11 protein-coding genes, 1 rRNA gene and 1 pseudogene are annotated in these 17,503 nt (G+C 60.5%); 11 read left to right on the plus strand and 2 right to left on the minus strand.

Features of this window, described 5'->3' with window-relative positions:
- The first annotated feature begins 15 nt into the window (after positions 1-15).
- The 3 genes from rtcA to JaAD80_RS00185 all read left to right on the plus strand — a co-directional run bounded on the left by rtcA (position 16) and on the right by JaAD80_RS00185 (position 2,518).
- On the plus strand, positions 16-1,032 hold the full coding sequence (gene rtcA / locus JaAD80_RS00175; protein WP_102292364.1) for an RNA 3'-terminal phosphate cyclase: 1,017 nt from the start codon (positions 16-18) through the stop codon (positions 1,030-1,032).
- A 141-nt stretch (positions 1,033-1,173) separates the two neighbouring features.
- A complete protein-coding gene (pedF, locus tag JaAD80_RS00180) occupies positions 1,174-1,659 on the plus strand; it encodes a cytochrome c-550 PedF (RefSeq protein WP_102292365.1) in 486 nt (161 codons plus the stop codon).
- Positions 1,660-1,684: 25 nt separating this feature from the next.
- Positions 1,685-2,518 carry an ABC transporter substrate-binding protein gene (locus JaAD80_RS00185; protein ID WP_258002745.1) on the plus strand — a complete coding sequence of 278 codons (834 nt, stop codon included), beginning with the start codon at positions 1,685-1,687 and terminating at the stop codon, positions 2,516-2,518.
- A gap of 160 nt (positions 2,519-2,678) precedes the next feature.
- Here JaAD80_RS00185 and JaAD80_RS00190 read toward each other — a convergent pair whose 3' ends face one another.
- Complete coding sequence (locus JaAD80_RS00190; RefSeq protein WP_102292367.1) at positions 2,679-4,814, minus strand: TonB-dependent receptor; 2,136 nt, start codon at positions 4,812-4,814, stop codon at positions 2,679-2,681.
- Between the two features lie 204 nt (positions 4,815-5,018).
- On the opposite strand from JaAD80_RS00190, the gene JaAD80_RS00195 reads away from it, so the two are divergent.
- The 7 genes from JaAD80_RS00195 (at position 5,019) to JaAD80_RS00225 (ending at position 14,670) form a co-directional block, all read left to right on the plus strand.
- Positions 5,019-5,975: a beta-propeller fold lactonase family protein gene (locus tag JaAD80_RS00195; RefSeq protein ID WP_102292368.1), complete on the plus strand. Its 957-nt coding sequence runs from the start codon at positions 5,019-5,021 to the stop codon at positions 5,973-5,975.
- Positions 5,976-6,305: 330 nt separating this feature from the next.
- Positions 6,306-7,826, plus strand: coding sequence for an aldehyde dehydrogenase (gene adh, locus JaAD80_RS00200; RefSeq protein ID WP_102292369.1), 1,521 nt, complete (start codon positions 6,306-6,308; stop codon positions 7,824-7,826).
- 51 nt (positions 7,827-7,877) lie between these two features.
- Entirely contained in the window at positions 7,878-8,267 is a 390-nt protein-coding gene (locus tag JaAD80_RS00205; protein WP_102292370.1) for a DUF779 domain-containing protein, read from the plus strand.
- A gap of 49 nt (positions 8,268-8,316) precedes the next feature.
- On the plus strand, positions 8,317-10,053 hold the full coding sequence (locus tag JaAD80_RS00210) for a PQQ-dependent methanol/ethanol family dehydrogenase (protein WP_102292375.1): 1,737 nt from the start codon (positions 8,317-8,319) through the stop codon (positions 10,051-10,053).
- Between the two features lie 291 nt (positions 10,054-10,344).
- A complete protein-coding gene (locus tag JaAD80_RS00215) occupies positions 10,345-11,505 on the plus strand; it encodes a porin (RefSeq protein ID WP_258002746.1) in 1,161 nt (386 codons plus the stop codon).
- A 62-nt stretch (positions 11,506-11,567) separates the two neighbouring features.
- Positions 11,568-13,670 (plus strand): 4Fe-4S binding protein, encoded by a 2,103-nt coding sequence (locus tag JaAD80_RS00220; RefSeq protein ID WP_258002747.1) that lies wholly within the window; start codon positions 11,568-11,570, stop codon positions 13,668-13,670.
- A gap of 64 nt (positions 13,671-13,734) precedes the next feature.
- Positions 13,735-14,670 carry an FAD:protein FMN transferase gene (locus tag JaAD80_RS00225; protein WP_258002748.1) on the plus strand — a complete coding sequence of 312 codons (936 nt, stop codon included), beginning with the start codon at positions 13,735-13,737 and terminating at the stop codon, positions 14,668-14,670.
- A 1-nt stretch (position 14,671) separates the two neighbouring features.
- Here the strand turns inward: JaAD80_RS00225 and JaAD80_RS00230 are convergent.
- Positions 14,672-16,661: pseudogene (locus tag JaAD80_RS00230) on the minus strand (sigma-54-dependent Fis family transcriptional regulator).
- Between the two features lie 620 nt (positions 16,662-17,281).
- On the opposite strand from JaAD80_RS00230, the gene JaAD80_RS00235 reads away from it, so the two are divergent.
- Positions 17,282-17,503, plus strand: a 16S ribosomal RNA gene (locus JaAD80_RS00235); the annotation flags it as partial.

Raw genomic sequence — 17,503 nt, forward strand, 5'->3', positions numbered from 1 at the left:
AGAGAGAAAGCAGCGATGATAGAAATAGATGGCGCACAGGGTGAAGGTGGCGGACAGATTTTACGTTCGGCGCTGAGCCTGTCCATGATTACGGGCCAGCCATTCCGGCTGGTGAATATCCGCGCGGGGCGCAGCAAGCCCGGCCTGCTGCGCCAGCACCTGGTGGCAGTGCAGGCGGCGGCCGGTATCTGCGGCGCACGCATGTCGCCGGTGGCACTGGGGGCAAGCCGCCTGGAATTTACGCCGGGAACGATACGCGGCGGTGATTACCGCTTCGCCATCGGCAGCGCCGGCAGTTGTACCCTGGTCTTGCAGACCTTGCTACCGGCCTTGCTGCATGCGGATGCGCCATCGACCGTGCGCATCAGTGGCGGCACGCACAATGCCATGGCGCCACCCGTGCATTTTCTGCAGCGCGCGTATGGCCGCATCCTGGCGCAGATGGGGGCGCAGGTGCAGATTGAGTTGCTGCGCTACGGCTTTGTGCCGGCCGGTGGTGGTGAGGTGCTTGCCACCGTGCAGCCTTCGCACCTGCGGCCCATCGAATTGCTGCAGCGCGGCGAGCGGCAGGCGGGGTTTGCGGAAAGCATGGTCGCGGGCGTGCCCGTCGGCGTGGCGCAGCGCGAACTCGAACGCATCGCCGGCGGCATGGGCTGGAGCGGCAAGCAGCTGCGCATCGTCGGCTTGCCGGCGGACCAGGGGCCGGGCAATGTACTGATGCTGACATTGGAGCATGAACACGTCACGGAAGTGTTTACTGCGTTCGGCGAAAAGTCCGTGCTGGCCGAATCGGTGGCCAAGCGCCTGCTGAACGAGGTGCGCGGCTATCTCAAGACGGATGCGGCCGTGAGCGTCCACCTGGCAGACCAGCTCTTGCTGCCCATGGCGCTGGCCGGTGGCGGCGCCTTCAGCTGCAGCAAGGTCTCGCAGCATGCGCTGACAAATGCCGAGGTGATCGCTCGGTTCCTGCCGGTGCGTATCGGCTTTGAACAGCATGGACTGTCGCATCTGTGCACGGTGAGCGCCGCCTGACACACGGTTGATACGCGGTTGACACAAACAGCTGTTGCAGCTGTTCCAAATTGATACATGGGCCGCCTGGCGTGGGGCCAAGATGCATGGCATGGCATTTGCTCTTCTTGGGATATTCATCAAAAAACCAAGGAGACCAGCATGACCTATTCCATCCGTACCTTGCTCGGCGTGGCGGCCGCCGGCGCCGTTGCCCTCACATCCCTGCTGACCTTGCCGCATGCCTATGCACATGGCAATGTCACGCCGCAAGGCGTCGACACCACGGGCTTGCCCAAGGTGGGCGACAAGTGGCTCGAGCAAAACCCGTATCGGGGCAACAAGCTGGCCTTGACGGTGGGCACGTCGGCCTACAACCAGAACTGCGCGCGCTGCCACGGCATCGAAGCCATCTCGGGCGGCATCGCACCGGACTTGCGCCAGCTGGACCGCGATTGTTTCAGCATCAAGAATGAGACGAAGAAACAAGCGTGCTACAAAGAAACGGACAACTATTACCTGGCGACCATACGCCACGGTAAAGTGCGCAATGGCGCCGTGTATATGCCGCCGTTCGAGGGCGTGTTCAACCAGGAAGCCATGTGGGCCATCAAGACCTATCTGGAAACACGCCGCGAAGCCAACTGAGTCGAACCGATCACGAAGGAGTTCCATGCATTCATTCACACTCCGGGGCATGCGCGCGATGATCCCGCTCGCCTGCCTGGCCCTGTGCGCGGCCGCACCGGCGCGTGCCGACTGGCAGAAAGTGCAGCAATCGGGCAGCCTGAAAGTGGCCGTATATAACGAGTTCGCGCCGTTTTCCGACAAGGGAACAGGCATCGATATCGACATCGCCGAGGCGCTGGCGAAAAAGCTGGGCTTAAAGCTGAGTTTGCTGCCTTTTCCCGCCGGCGAAAACCTGAATGACGATTTGCGCAATATGGTGTGGAAGGGGCATTACCTCGGCTACGGCCCCGCCGACGTGATGCTGCATGTGCCGGTCGACAAGAAACTGATGGCCGACAACGACAAGGTCGAAATCTTCGCCCCGTATTATGTGGAAACCGTGCGCCTGGCGCGCAGCACCGGTGCCGTGCCGCAATTCGATGGTGTCGCTTCGCTCGCGGGCAAGCGCATCGGCGTGGAAAAAGTATCGATAGCCGCCATGCTGATGCTGGGCGAAGACAATGGCAAGTACCGCGATGATGTGCGCATCTTCGATACCGCAGCAGAAGCCCTGCAGCAATTGCAGGCGGGGCAGCTCGATGCCGTGCTGGCCAACCGCTCGGAAATCGAGTCCGTGCTGAAAGGCGATCCGGCCTTCGCCATGAACGAAGTGGCATTCGCCCGCCTGCCGCGTGCAGGCTGGGCCGTGGGACTGGCCGTCAGCCGCCAGCAGCTGGACGTGGCCAAGCTGCTGCAGGCGGCCATGAACGAGATGGCGACCAGCGGCGAATTGAAGGCGATCTTTGAAAAATATGGGGTGCAGGAAGCGCGGCCTTGATAGGCCACGCTGGATGGGGAAGCCCGCGCATCGGAAGATGCGCGGGCTTTTTGTCATGAGGACGCCTGAAAGTGTTCAGGGCAAGGTGCTTTGCCGCAGGCAGTACGAATAAGTCCGACCAGGCAATGCAACGCGGCCCCGGACTTTTTCTCAGGTGTTCTTAGAAGGTATATTGGGCGCTGACACCCAGCAACCAATTCCGCCCCGGCGCCGCCTCATAGTAGCGCTTGTTGCTGTCGCCGACGATGACGGAGCCCACGTAGGTCTTGTCGAAAAGATTGTTCAAGCGGGCAAACTCCTTGAAGCGCCAGTTGCCCACGCTTTGCTTGGCATTGATGCGCGCGTTGAACACGGTGTAGCCGGGCGCCGGTTTTTCGCTGTTGCTGTCTTCCGCGTAGACCTTGTTGCTGGCTACGCTTTCCAGCGCCGCGCCAACACGGTCGAGCGTATCTTTCCAGGCCAGTTCCGCGAACAGGTTGGCGCTGGGCACGCCCGGCAAGCGGCTGCCTTTGCGCACACTGTTAAAGGCGTCGTCATACACGGCGTGCAGGCTGGTCAGTGCCACTTTCGTCGTGAAGCCATACGGCAGGCTGGAGTCGAGCGACACTTCCATACCCTGGCGCAAGGTCTTGCCCGCATTGCGGTAGCTGGTGCGTCCGCCGCTGGAACTGTCGACCACCAGTTCGTCGTTGGTCTTGATCTGGAATACGGCCGCATTCAGGTGGGTATTGTTGTTGATCCTGGCCTTCACACCCGCTTCCACGTTGGTGCTGGTGGCTGGTTTCAAGTTGAAATTGAAGCCGCTGCCCGTGCCCGAGTAAAACAGTTCGTTCAGGGTGGGCGCCTCAAAACCGCGCGCGGCGCTGGCGTACACGTTGACGTTCGGCGTCAGTTTGTACAGCAGGCCCAGCACTGGTGTCGTATGGCTGAATTCCAGGCTGCCGCTGTCATTGCCATTGCTGAGGAAATGGTCGTTCACCGACACTTTCATCTTGCTGTAACGCAAACCGGCACTGAACAGCCACGGGCCGCTTTGCCATTCCGTCTGGATGTAGGGATCGAGGCTGGAGACGACATCCTGCTCGTCGCGGCGCAGCTTGCCTTTCACGCCAAAAGTATTGCCGATGAAATTTTCATAGCCCGTGCGGTCGTCGCTGGATCGGCCGTAATCGATGCCAATGGTGGTGCTCAGCTTGCCGCCGGTCAGTTGATTCACATGCAGCCAGTTGGTGTCGATGCCGTAGAACTCGCGCTGGAAGTCGACCACGCCGCCGGAGTGGCTGGCGGGTGACTGGAAACCCTTGGTGAAGGCCTGGTACTGGATCACGTCGCGGTTGCCGCCGTAGGCCGTCACGTGCAGGCGGTCTTCGCCAAACGACTGTTCAAAGGTGGCGCCGATTTGCTGGTGGTCAATGCTCTTGCGTGTGTTGTAGCGTTCGGCCAGGGTGCGTTTCGGATTTTGCGTATCTGTCGCGTCGATTTCGCCCGCGCGCGGGTCGCGTGCGAACGTGGCCCAGGTGGCGCCCAGTGGATCTTGCGTATTGCCTTGGTGCAGGCTGTTGGCGACGATGGTCAGCTTGCTGTCCGCAGTGGGCTTGACCGTGATCTTGCCGAATGCCTGTTCCCGCGTGGCGGCGCTGTGGTCGCGGAAGCCGTCCGTGCGAAAGCGCGAGGCGTCGAGCACGTAGCCGATGGCGCCGGCCTGGCCCTGCGCCGAGAGATCGACTTTATTGGTGCCGTAGCTGCCGCCCGTCACATTCAGTTCAACGGACGGGGGATTTTGTCCATCCTTGGAAAACAGCTGGATCACGCCGCCCGAGTGGTTGCCGTAGATGGCGGAAAACGGTCCGCGCAGCACTTCGATGCGCTCGGCTGTATCGAGGTTGAAAGTGGCGGCCTGGCCCTGGCCGTCGGGCATGCTGGCGGGAATGCCATCGCTGATCAGTTTGACGCCGCGCACGCCAAAGGCCGAGCGGGCACCGAAGCCGCGCGACGAGATCTGCAAGTCTTGCGCGTAGTTCTGGCGGTTTTGCACGACCAGGCCCGGCACGGCGGCCAGCGCTTCCGACGCATTCACGCGGATCTGGCCATCCTGGATGCGGGCGCTGTCGACCACGTCGATGGAGGCTGGCACTTCCTGGCTGGGATGGGCGATGCGGCTGCCGCTGATGACCACCGTATCCATGAGCTGCCCACCCGGATCTGCGACCTCGGCGGCGTAAGCGTGGGGAGCCAGGGTGGCGCTGCCGGCAACAAACAGGCTGGCGATGGTGTTCAGGCGGAAACGATGCTGCATGCGGGTTCTCCAATGTGAATAAAAGCCTGTTTTACCGCGTGCGCGATACAGGTCTGCATAGTCTTATCAAGCAATATGCTTGCCATGTCTCCATTGGTGGGCTGAAATTATACGCCTGTCCGTGGCATGGCGTTTGCATGCAGCAAGCTTTACCCGCGCCGCTCGTGCGCGCTTTTTCTGTGTCTTTCCATTGAAAAGGTGATTATGCCCAACTTATTCTTTCGCTTGCGCCAGATTTGCTGGCTGCTGCCTGTGCTGGCCGGCACGGCCGTCCAGGCGGCACCGTTTGCCTATGTTCCCAATGAAAAGTCGGGTAGCGTGAGCGTGATCGACACGGCCACCGACCAGGTGGTGCGCCAGATCGCGGCAGGCCAGCGCCCGCGCGGCATTGCCGCCGACCCCGGCGGGAAGCAGCTGTTTGTCACGGATGCGGCCAGCAGCGCCTTGCTGCTGATCGACAACGTGGCTGGCGCGCCTGCGCGCAAGGTGACGCTGGGCAAGTCGCCCGAAGGCGTCAGCGCCTCGCTGGACGGCAGCCATGTGGCCGTGGCCGTCGAGGAAAACAATAGCGTGGCCTTGCTCGATGGTCACACGGGCATCTTGCTCGCCGATATCAAGGTCCAGGGGCGTAACCCGGAACACGCTGTCTTCAGTCCGGACGGGCGCTGGCTGCTGGTCAGCGCGGAAGAGGCCGAGCAAGTCGATGTCATCGACGTGGCGCAGCGCCGGCAAGTCGCTTCCATCGCGGTGGGGCTGCGTCCGCGCGGCATCGGCTTCAGTCCGGATTCCGGCCGCGCCTATGTGGCGTGCGAAATGGTCAATGCCGTGTATGTCATCGACATGAGGCAGCGCAAGGCCATCGCCACCATTCCCGCAGGCAAGAATGCGAATGGCATCGCGGTCCATCCGAGCGGCAAGCAGGTGTACGTCTCGAACGGCATCGATGGCACGGTAATGGTGATCGACACGGCCAGCAATCAGGTGACGGCCACCATTGCCGTGGGCAAGCGTCCGTGGAACATGGCCATCACGCCGGACGGCGCCAAGCTGTACGTGGCTAACGGCCGCTCGAACAGTGTCTCCGTCATCGATACGGCCAGCGCGCGCAAGGTGGCCGATATTGCCGTGGGCGAATTGCCATGGGGCGTGGTGATTCGCTAGCGGGCGCAACCCAGGTGTTCCAGTCTGGCACACCTGTTCCATTGTGCAGCGCCGTCCACTGCCACCGCCCCAGGCTGGCACCTATTGCAACAGCGCGAGTCCAGCTTGTTCAAAACACAAACAGGGCGACAGCAGCCATGCCCGCCGGGGCATGGCATGCATAGCGCGGCCGGATGGACGCCACGCCCTTGCAACAGGGCCAAAACCCGCTAAGTTTGTAGTGGGGAGGCGAGCTGGCACGGCATTTGCGGAAGACACCATGTACTCACCCCATTTGTACCAGGACGTTTGTTTCATCCACCAACAATTCCATACGATATAGAGGACGACATGAATCTCGCAGACATCAGCAAACTGGGCGTCGCCAATCCCTTCAAGCAACGCTACGACAATTACATCGGCGGCAAGTTCGTTGCCCCCGTAAAAGGTGAATACTTTCCTAACATTACGCCGATCACGGGCTTGCCATTTTGCGAAATCGCCCGCTCCACGACGGAGGACGTCGAGCTGGCGCTGGACGCCGCCCATGCCGCCAAGGAAGCGTGGGGCAAGACCTCGCCTGCCGAGCGCGCCAATATCCTGAACCGCATCGCCGACCGCATCGAACAGAACCTGAGCCTGATCGCCACGGCGGAAACCATCGACAACGGCAAGCCGATCCGCGAAACGATGAACGCCGACATTCCGCTGGCCATCGACCATTTCCGCTACTTCGCCGGCTGCATCCGCGCGCAGGAAGGTTCCGTCGCGCAAATCGACGCGGAAACCTATGCTTATCACTACCACGAGCCGCTGGGCGTCGTCGGTCAGATCATCCCTTGGAACTTCCCGATTTTGATGGCCGTCTGGAAACTCGCGCCAGCCCTGGCCGCGGGCAATTGCGTGGTGCTGAAACCGGCCGAACAAACCCCGGCCTCCATCATGGTGTTGATCGAGCTGATCGGCGACCTGTTGCCACCGGGCGTGTTGAACATCATCAACGGTTTCGGCCTGGAAGCGGGCAAGCCGCTGGCGTCGAGCAAGCGCATCGCCAAGATCGCCTTCACGGGCGAAACGGGCACGGGCCGCCTCATCATGGGCTACGCCGCGCAAAACCTGATTCCCGTCACCCTGGAACTGGGCGGCAAGTCGCCGAACATCTTCTTTGAAGACGTGATGGATGCGGATGACGATTATTTCGACAAGTGCCTGGAAGGTTTTACGATGTTTGCGCTGAACCAGGGCGAGGTGTGCACCTGCCCTTCTCGCGTGCTGATCCAGGAATCGATCTACGAGAAATTCATCGAACGGGCCTTGAAGCGCGTGGCCGCCATCAAGCAGGGCAATCCGCTTGACTCCGCCACCATGATCGGCGCCCAGGCGTCGCAGGAGCAGCTGGAAAAAATCCTCTCCTACCTGGACATCGGCCGCCAGGAAGGCGCCGAAGTGCTGGCCGGAGGCGAGCGCAACACGCAGGCCGGTGATCTGGAAGGTGGCTACTATGTGCGCCCGACCGTCTTCAAGGGCAACAACAAGATGCGCATCTTCCAGGAAGAGATTTTCGGACCGGTCGTGTCCGTCACGACCTTCAAGGATGAGGCCGAAGCGCTGGCGATCGCCAACGACACCTTGTACGGCCTGGGCGCCGGCCTGTGGACGCGCGACGGCTCGCGTGCTTTCCGCGTGGGCCGTGCCATCCAGGCAGGCCGCGTGTGGACCAATTGCTATCACCTGTATCCGGCCCACGCCGCGTTCGGTGGCTACAAGCAATCGGGTATCGGCCGCGAAAACCACAAGATGATGCTTGACCACTACCAGCAAACGAAGAACTTGTTGGTGAGCTATAGCCCGAAAGCGCTGGGCTTCTTCTAAACCGTTACACGCGCCGCGCCTCTCCAGGGGCGGCGCGCTGAAAGGGATGCCATGGGTGCAGCAGTTGCCAGGGTGGTCGCCACGGATGCGGCACTGGACATGATGGACAAGTTGCGTGAGCGTCACGGCCCGCTGATGTTTTTCCAGTCGGGCGGCTGCTGCGACGGCAGTGCGCCCATGTGCTACGCGCTGGGCGAGTTCGATGTCAGCGATTCCGACATCTATCTGGGCAATTTGAACGGCACGCCGTTCTACATGGGGCTCGAGCAATTCGCGTACTGGGAGCATACCCAGCTGATTATCGATGTGGTCGACGGCAATGGCGGCATGTTTTCACTCGACAACGGCACGGGCAAGCGCTTCCTGACGCGCTCGCGCCTGTTCACCGATGAAGAGTGCGCCGTGCTGCATGCCCAGCCGCATGAGCACCGCAAGACTTGATACACACATACTAATAAAACAGAGGGAGATGATTGTGCAGAAAAAAATCATGGGGATACTCGTCGGTTTGAGTTTGGTTTCCTTGGTCCAGGCGGCCGACGTAGGCAATGTCACCAGCGCCATGCTCGACAATACGGCGAAGAATCCGTCGAGTATCTTGTCGTTTGGCATGGGCACGCAGGGCCAGCGCTATTCGCCGTTGACGCAGATCAACGACAAGACCGTGGCCAAGCTGGTACCTGCCTGGTCATTTTCGTTTGGCGGTGAAAAGCAGCGGGGCCAGGAATCGCAGCCTTTGATTCACAATGGCAAGATGTTTGTCACGGCTTCGTATTCGCGCATTTTCGCCATCGACTTGAAAACGGGCGCCAAGCTGTGGAAATACGAGCATCGCTTGCCAGACGGCATCATGCCATGCTGCGACGTGGTCAACCGTGGCGCCGCGCTGTATGGCAACCTGGTGATTTTCGGCACGCTCGATGCGTATCTGGTGGCGCTGGATCAGAACACGGGCAAGATCGTCTGGAAGGAAAAAGTCGACGACTATGCGGCCGGCTACTCGATGACGGCCGCACCGCTGATCGCCGAAGGCTTGCTGCTGACGGGCGTGTCGGGCGGCGAATTCGGCATCGTCGGCCGGGTCGAGGCGCGCAACCCCATGACGGGCGACTTGGTGTGGACGCGCCCTACGGTCGAGGGGCACATGGGCCACCGCTACGACAAGGATGGTAAGGCAAGCGATAACGGCGTGTCCGGCACCGCGAATAAAACCTGGCCTGGCGACCTGTGGAAAACGGGCGGCGCTTCTACCTGGATGGGCGGCACTTACGATCCGCAAACCAAGCTGGCCTATTTCGGCACGGGCAACCCGGCGCCATGGAACAGCCACTTGCGTCCCGGCGACAACCTGTATTCCTCGTCCACCGTGGCGCTGGACGTGAAAACGGGCCAGATCAAGTGGGCGTATCAAAATACGCCGAATGATGCCTGGGATTTCGATGGCGCCAATGAGTTCGTTACCTTCGACATGGATGGCAAGCGCTACGGCGGCAAGGCCGATCGCAATGGCTTTTTCTATGTGATCGACGCGACCAGCGGCAAGCTGCAGAATGCCTTTCCTTTCGTGAAGAAAATCACCTGGGCCAGCAGCATCGACCTGAAGACGGGCCGGCCGAACTACATCGCCGCCGGCCGCCCAGGCGACCCGACCAAGGGCGAAGAAGGCAAGAAGGGCACGACCGTGTTTGCCGCGCCCGCTTTCCTTGGCGCCAAAAACCAGATGCCGATGGCCTACTCGCCGCAAACCAGACTGTTCTATGTGCCGGCGAATGAATGGGGCATGGACATCTGGAACGAGCCCATCAGCTACAAGAAGGGCGGCGCCTTCCTCGGTGCCGGTTTTACCATCAAGCCCTTGTTTGACGATTACATCGGCGCCATGCGCGCCATCGATCCGAAGACCGGCAAGATCGTCTGGGAAATCAAGAACAACGCGCCGCTGTGGGGCGGCGTGATGAGTACGGCGGGCAACCTGGTGTTCTACGGCACGCCGGAAGGCTTCCTGAAGGCCGTCGACGCGAAGTCGGGCAAGGAACTGTGGAAATTCCAGACCGGCTCGGGCGTCGTTGCGCCACCCGTCACCTGGCAAGATGGCGACACGCAATATGTCGCCGTCGTTTCCGGCTGGGGCGGTGCGGTGCCGCTGTGGGGCGGCGAAGTGGCGAAGAAGGTCAATTTCCTGGAACAGGGCGGTTCCGTCTGGGTCTTCAAGCTGGCATCGAAGTAATGGGGTGAAACGCCCGGCTTTCTGCGGATGGGTGTCTCCCTGTCCCGCCGGGCGTTTTGTTTTTTGCTGACGGCCCAGGCCGTCAGTTTTTTGTTTACGCAAGCGTTCGATCAGTATGCTGGCGGTCAAAAAATGAACATTGTTCGTCAGCATTGATCCGCTGCTATACACGTCAAGCGCCAATTTTTCTGCTCTCCCCCGGTGCTTTGCTGGGCACGCTTATTGCCAAGGATTGAGCTACATCAATCACTGGTGTGCACACTAAAAACACAGAAGAAAAGGGGAGAAAACATGAATGCATTCATCAAGCTGGGGAGCCTGGGGGCCATGACAATCGCAGCGATGGGACAGGCGAACGCCGTCGATATCAAGGCTGGCGACTGGACCGTGTCGGTGGGCGGCATCGTCAACGCCTACTACACGCAAGTGTCGTGTTCGGGCGATGCCGTGGGCGGGCTGGCGCTGGGCGGCCAGGCGCTCGGTTGCGGCGGAGAAAAAGACCGCACCACCATCGGCAATGGATTGCTGCCGAACGGCCTGATCACCTCGGCTTCATCGCGTTTGGGCGAGTACGACGTGAAGGCCCTGATCGGCATCTACAACTCGACGGCCACGGACAGCGCCATCAGCCAGAACAGCGTGGTCGATGTGCGCCAGGCTTTCTTCACATTTGGCAACGAACACATGGGCACTTTCAAGCTGGGGCGCGACTACGGCATGTTTGGCGCGAATGCGATCCTGTCCGACATGACCTTGCTGGGTTCGGGCGCGCCCGTGCAGGCCACGCAGCGCGGCCGTGTCACCTTGGGCCATATCGGCGCCGGCTACACCTATCTGGGCAACTATGGGCAGATCATGTACAGCTCGCCGAAGTCGGGCGGCTTTGGCGCCGACGTGGCGCTGGTCAGCCCCGTCTCCGATACCCCCATCGTGGCAGGCTCGACGTATTCCTCGAAGTCGAGTCCGCAAATGCAGGCGCAACTGACGTATGCGCACGAAGGCTTGAAAGCCTGGCTGGGCGTGAAGTCGCAAAAGTTCACTTCAAAAACGGCCGGTGTGGATGACCTGACCATGCGCGGCGTGGAAGTGGGCGGCTCGTATCAGATGGGCCCGGCTGGCGTGCTGGTGAATTTCCAGGGCGGCAAGGGGCTGGGCATCTTGTCCGATGCGGACCAGGGCGATACCAAGTCGAAGAACTGGCTGCTGCAAGGCACGTACAAGACTACAGACAAGCTGAAGCTGGGCTTGTCCTACGGTATCAGCAAGAACGACGACAACACGGCCGGCACGGGGGGATTGAAATCGAACGCCAACCTGACCCTGGGCGCGTACTACTCGCTCAACAGCGCGATCACCCTGGTGGGCGAACTGGGCCAGACGCGTTCGAAAGGTTTTGCGGGCGGTGAAGCGAGGATGAATGGCGTGTCCCTGGGCGGTATTATTTTCTTCTAATCAGTTATCAGCACGCGGCGCCGGAAACTGCGGCGCCGCACGGAGCACGGTGCATGAGGACAATGCGGTTATTCATCGCTTGCTGGCTATTCCTGTTTATCCTGGGACAGGCGTGGGCCGGCGTACTCACCAAAGCGGAGCTTGTCCGGCGCTTTCCTGCGCCCCTGGTCGTGGGCGACAAGGAAGTGGATGTGCCTGTGTGGCCATTGTTCAAGCAAAACGCCACGGCCACCGACTTGGTCGGCTATGTATTCGAGTCGGTGGACCTGGCGCCCATTCCCGGCTTTTCCGGCGTTCCCGTTAATTTGTTGATCGCGATCAATCCACAAGGCAGTTTTCTTGAGGTGGCCGTGTTGTCTCATCACGAGCCCGTCTTTCTCGACGGCCTCGGCGAAGCGCCGTTATTCCAGTTCGTCCAGCAATACAAGAATTTGTCGCTGAAACAGAACATCGCCATCGGTGCGCGCACCAAGCGGGCGGCGGACACGACCCATGCCGATATCGATGGCGTGTCGAAGGCCACGGCATCCGTGCGCATCATCAATCAGAGCGTGCTGGCGTCGGCCTTGAAAGTGTCGCGCAAAAAACTGGGCTTTGCGCAAGGCCGCGATCCTGACCAGCTCGCCCGCATTCGCATGGCGGTAGTCGAAAAACTCAGCGTGACGCAGATGCTCGAGCAGGGCTTGATCCAGCATGTGCGCCTGAGTAACAAGGCGGTGGAAGCCCTGTTTGCGGGCGGTCCCGGCGCTGGCCTCGATGCGGAAGGTGCGCGCGATCCGGAGGGCATCTTCATCGACTTTTACCTGGCCTATGTTTCCGTGCCGTCCGTGGGCCGCAACCTGCTGACGGAACGCAGCTGGAACAAGCTGCGCAACCGGCTTGACGAGGGCGACCACGCCATGCTTGTCCTGTCGCGCGGGCGCTACAGCGTGCTGGGGGACGACTTCGTTCGCGGCACGGTACCCGACCGGCTGCTGCTGAAGCAAGATGGCTTGCCTATCGACATGCGCGACCTGGACCTGGAATTGAACTTGGCCGACACGGCGTCGTTGCCGACGGAGAATAACGTCGTATTGCGCATCATCAGCCAGGCGGGCCTGGATGCGGCCAGTCCGCTGGCGTTTTCCTTGCCTATCACGCGCAGCAAGGGCATCGTGTATCCGGAGCGAATCACGCGCAATGTCGATCTCAGCTACCGCCTGCCAGCCAGATTCCATACGACGCCGCAAGGCAGCGACGCCAGCTGGCGCGGCACGTGGACGGGCCGCAAAGTAGAGCTGTTGAGCTTGCTGGCCGGGCTGGCGCTGCTGGCCGGCGCGCTGGCCTGGCAGAAGCGTCTGGTGCGGGATAGCCGCCAATTCCTCTGGTTCCGCCGTGTATTCCTGTTGTTTACCATCGGCTTCATCGGTTACTACGCGCAAGGGCAATTGTCGATCGTTAATCTTACAGGCGCCATCCAGGCGGCGATGGCGGGGCGCGGCCTGGGCTTCTTCCTGTTCGACCCGATGACGGTGATCCTGTGGGCCTTCGTGCTGTTCAGCTTGCTGATGTGGGGGCGTGGCACGTTTTGCGGCTGGCTATGCCCGTTCGGTGCCCTGCAGGAGTTCACGGGCAAGCTGGGCCAGTGGCTGCGCTTGCCGCAGTGGAAGATCCGGCCGCGCCTCGATGCACGCCTGAAATGGATCAAGTATGTTTTGCTGGCGGCCATTCTTGCCAGCAGCATGTTTTCCAGCCAGCTCACGGACAAGCTGGTGGAACTGGAACCGTTCAAGACGGCCATTACCCTGAACTTCGTGCGCGCCTGGCCATTCGTCGCGTATGCCGTGGGCTTGCTGCTGCTCAGCAGTGTTTCCTATAAATTCTTTTGCCGCTACCTGTGTCCGTTTGGCGGGGCGCTGGCCTTGCTGGGGCGGGTGCGCTTGTTCAGCTGGATTCCCCGGCGCAAGGAATGCGGCACGCCATGCCAGACTTGTCGTCACCGTTGCGAATATCACGCCATTGCGCCGGATGGCAAGGTTGATTACGGTGAATGTTTTCAATGCATGGATTGCGTGGTGATTTACGCCAGCGATGAAAAATGCGCGCCCTTGATGCTCGACATCAAGCGCGCCCGCACTATCCCGATTGTCCGCGCGACGGTAGAGGAGAGCAGCAATGCAGCGTAGAACGTTTATTTCCGCAGCGATCGGCAGCGTGGCTGGTATGGGGTGCTTGTCATTGCCAGGGAGCATGGCGCGTGGTACGCCTGCCGCCTCCGGCATGCGCTTGTACCGGGGGGCCGCGCTGGCGTTTGGCACCACCATCGCCGTGACAGTGCAGCACCATGAGCAGCGGCAGGCCGAGCTGGCGATTGAAGACGCCTTGCATGCGGCGCGCAATATCGACCGCCTGATGAGCATTTACAGTCCCGCCAGCCAAGTGTTTCAGCTGAACCGCGACGGGCGCCTGGCCCGGCCCGATGCGCATCTGTTGACCGTGCTGGCGCAGGCGCAAGCCTTGTCGCAATGGAGCGATGGGGCATTTGATATCACGGTGCAGCCGCTGTGGCAGCTGTTTCGCGCCGCAGCAGACGAGGCGAGCTTGCCGGCGGACACATTGCTGCGCGCGGCGCAGGCGCGGGTAGGTTGGCGGCAACTGGCGTGGGATAGCCGGGAAGTGCGGTTTCTCCGGCCCGGCATGGCGCTGACCTTGAATGGCTTGGCGCAAGGTTACGCGGCGGACATGGCGCTGGCGGCCACACAGGCGCGCGGGGTGCGGCATGCGCTGCTCGACACGGGTGAATTTATTGCCCGCGGACAGCGTGCCGCACAGCGGCCCTGGACCTTGGGTATCCAGGACCCACGCGATGCGGAAATCCTGGCGGCCACCGTGAAAGTGGAAGGGCGCAGCGTGGCCACGTCGGGCGATTACGAATGCACGTTTACACCTGACTTCGCGCATCACCACATCTTTGATCCCTCGAAGGGCGATTCGCCGCGTGAACTGGCCAGCGTGACGGTGCTGGCGCCCACGGGCTTGCTGGCCGATGGCTTGTCGACGACCTTCATGGTGACGGGTACGGCGCGTGCGCATGCGATGGCCTCGCGGATGGATGGGGTCGACTTGATGACCATCGACAAGCAGGGCCGGCGCCAGATGTCGCCCGGCTTTTCCCGTCTGCTTTAGGCTATTTCAGATGCGGCAGCTTGCGATAGATGGTGTTGCGCGACACACCCAGGGCCCGCGCCGTGGCCGAGACGTTGCCGCCGTGAGCATCGAGCGATTTAAGGATCACGCTGTGCTCCATTTCTTCCAGGTTGGCGCCTGCGGCGATCATGCGGTCCGTGCTGGCGCTGACGGCATGTGCTTGCGTCATCTCAATATCGTCGACGAAATCGTCGGGCATGTGGCGCAAACAGATTTCGTGTTCGTCGCCTGCCATGACGATGGCCGTGCGCAACAGATTGGTCAGCTGGCGGAAGTTGCCTGGCCACTTGTGCTGGTGGAACATGCGCAGGATGTCCGGCGCCACCGTGTAGCGCGTATCGGGCGCTTCCGTCGCGAGGATTTTTTTCACAACCGTGTCCAAGTCCGAGCGCTCGCGCAGCGGCGGCAGTTTTACCACCAGGCCATTCAGGCGGTAATACAAGTCTTCACGGAACAGGCCCTTGGCCATGCGTTCGCGCAAGTTGTGATTCGTGGCGCAAATCAGTTCCACATTGACGGTGATCGATTTGCTGCTGCCCAGCGGCGTGACCATGCGCTCCTGCAGCACGCGCAACAGCCGTGCCTGCAATCCGAACGGCATGTCACCGATCTCATCGAGAAACAGGGTGCCGCCATTCGCCTGCAGGATCTTGCCGATCGCGCCTTTCTTGCGCGCGCCCGTAAAGGCGCCGTCTTCATAGCCGAACAGCTCGGATTCGATCAGGGTTTCCGGAATCGAGGCACAGTTGACGGCGATGAATGGCCCCATGGCGCGTGGCGAATCGTTGTGGATGGCTTGCGCCAGCAGTTCCTTGCCTGTGCCCGTTTCGCCCATGACGAGGATGGGAATATCGCGCCCCAGTACCTTGTTGACCTTCTCGATCACCAGTTCCAGCTGCGGATCGCCGGTGCGCAGATAGCGCAAACCTGACAGGCGCCGCGCGGCGTTTGCCGCATGGCTGGCAGGGGCGGGAATCGCTGCCGGCAAGGCATTGATATCGCTGTGCTCGCTACCGGCGGTAATGCCTTGCTGAAAGACACTGTTAGCCAGACGCAGCTGCGCACGGCCATACACGCGCACGCCGCTGTGCATGCACAGGTTCAGCAAACCGGGGACTGCCGTGCGGTAGTGATCGTACAGGGCGGAGACGGGCAAGCCGAACAGGGAGCTGAAAGTGTGTGATTGCAGTGCGGCAAATGACAGGCCCAGCTGGAACAAGTCCATTTTTATTCGCGGATAAAAACCGTCCACCCGGTGTAAACGAGGCGATGCCTTCCATTAACGTGCCGACAAATTCTGGCCGCGCATGGAAGTGCACGGTGATGGCGTCTTCGAAGGTGGCGGAAAACAGCTGATTTTCGATCATCAGCGCCGACATGCGCACAAGGGCCATCGTATGCTTGTGGAAACTGCGCTGGTCGCTCGAGACGTCCAGCACGCCGATGACGTTGCCCCGGTGGTCGGTGATCGGTGCCGCGGAGCACGTGAGGAAATGATTGGCGGCCAGGTAATGCTGGTCCGCATGGACCAGGGTGGGTACTTTTTCCGTGATGGCCGTGCCGATGGCGTTTGTGCCGCGGCTTTGCTCGGACCATGCCACCCCCGGCTGCAGGGCAACACGGTTGGCTTTCTCCAGAAAATCATCGTCGCCCAGCGAGTGGACGATGACGCCGTTGGCATCCGTCAAGATCACCATATTGTGGGTGTTGACGATTTGCTGGTACAGGGTTTCCATGGCGGGCAGCGCGTGCGTGTGCAGCAAGCGGTTTTGCTCGATCAGCAAGGACAGGTCGGATTTTCCCGCCGGCGTAAAGTCGGGCGTGGCCGTTGGAGACAGGCCAAAGGCGACTGAGCGCTGATGGGACGTTTCAATGATGACGGGAACGTTGTCCTGTCCTGCCGGTGTGATGTTCGCGTCCGCGATGGACGAAAACGGTGCGCTACGGTAAGTAGCTGACGGTTGATACATGATCTCGTTGCCTCCGTTGGGCCCTGTACTGCGGCGCTCTTTTGAATCGAGAGTGTTCCATAATGTAGCACCTGTCACAGATGGGAGCAAAGCAAAGCGAACCGGGCTGTCCCCAATGTTGCTGCCTGGCCCAGGGTTGCTCTCATCAGTGGTCGGTGCATGTAGGCATATAAGCAATTGCGGTGCCAGGATCATGGAGTTGAGTACGGGGCAAGTACGGGGCAAAAATAGCCCTTGCGGGGCGTGCAGGGCTTGGCTATAATTCGCCCCCTCGCTGAACGACGCATGCAAATGCCGAGTAAAGCAGGGTGAAAAAAAGAAGGTTGACGAAATGCTGCAAACGCTTCATACTCTTCCTTCTTCGCAGCTGACAAACACAACGCTTTGTCGATAGCGCGAAAGCAGTAACCGAATACAGTTCTTTAACAATTAACAGTCGATAAGTGTGGGCATTTGATGTAAGTGCAGCAGTGATCTTTGGATCGCTGTAAAACTTAAAATATCAAATGTTCACAAGAAATAATGAAATAGGCGCTACGCAAGTAGTGGCCTGTCAGTTTTTTGAGTGAGCGACCCGTCAGCAATGACGGTGCCAATAAAATGGCAAAGTAACAGAGATTAAACTGAAGAGTTTGATCCTGGCTCAGATTGAACGCTGGCGGCATGCCTTACACATGCAAGTCGAACGGCAGCACGGAGCTTGCTCTGGTGGCGAGTGGCGAACGGGTGAGTAATATATCGGAACGTACCCTGGAGTGGGGGATAACGTAGCGAAAGTTACGCTAATACCGCATACGATCTAAGGATGAAAGTGGGGGATCGCAAGACCTCATGCTCGTGGA

Origin of the sequence: Janthinobacterium sp. AD80 (assembly GCF_002878455.1) — a bacterium.
In the GTDB taxonomy this organism is placed as follows: Bacteria; Pseudomonadota; Gammaproteobacteria; order Burkholderiales; family Burkholderiaceae_D; genus Janthinobacterium.

Excerpts from the sequence above, each read along its gene's own strand:
- pedF (WP_102292365.1), top strand. The coding sequence starts at position 1,174 with ATGACCTATTCCATCCGTACCTTGCTCGGCGTGGCGGCCGCCGGCGCC.
- JaAD80_RS00220 (WP_258002747.1), top strand. The coding sequence starts at position 11,568 with ATGCGGTTATTCATCGCTTGCTGGCTATTCCTGTTTATCCTGGGACAG.
- JaAD80_RS00215 (WP_258002746.1), top strand. The coding sequence starts at position 10,345 with ATGAATGCATTCATCAAGCTGGGGAGCCTGGGGGCCATGACAATCGCA.
- JaAD80_RS00210 (WP_102292375.1), top strand. The coding sequence starts at position 8,317 with ATGGGGATACTCGTCGGTTTGAGTTTGGTTTCCTTGGTCCAGGCGGCC.
- JaAD80_RS00195 (WP_102292368.1), top strand. The coding sequence starts at position 5,019 with ATGCCCAACTTATTCTTTCGCTTGCGCCAGATTTGCTGGCTGCTGCCT.
- JaAD80_RS00225 (WP_258002748.1), top strand. The coding sequence starts at position 13,735 with ATGGCGCGTGGTACGCCTGCCGCCTCCGGCATGCGCTTGTACCGGGGG.
- adh (WP_102292369.1), top strand. The coding sequence starts at position 6,306 with ATGAATCTCGCAGACATCAGCAAACTGGGCGTCGCCAATCCCTTCAAG.
- JaAD80_RS00205 (WP_102292370.1), top strand. The coding sequence starts at position 7,878 with ATGGGTGCAGCAGTTGCCAGGGTGGTCGCCACGGATGCGGCACTGGAC.
- JaAD80_RS00185 (WP_258002745.1), top strand. The coding sequence starts at position 1,685 with ATGCATTCATTCACACTCCGGGGCATGCGCGCGATGATCCCGCTCGCC.
- JaAD80_RS00190 (WP_102292367.1), bottom strand. The coding sequence starts at position 4,814 with ATGCAGCATCGTTTCCGCCTGAACACCATCGCCAGCCTGTTTGTTGCC.
- rtcA (WP_102292364.1), top strand. The coding sequence starts at position 16 with ATGATAGAAATAGATGGCGCACAGGGTGAAGGTGGCGGACAGATTTTA.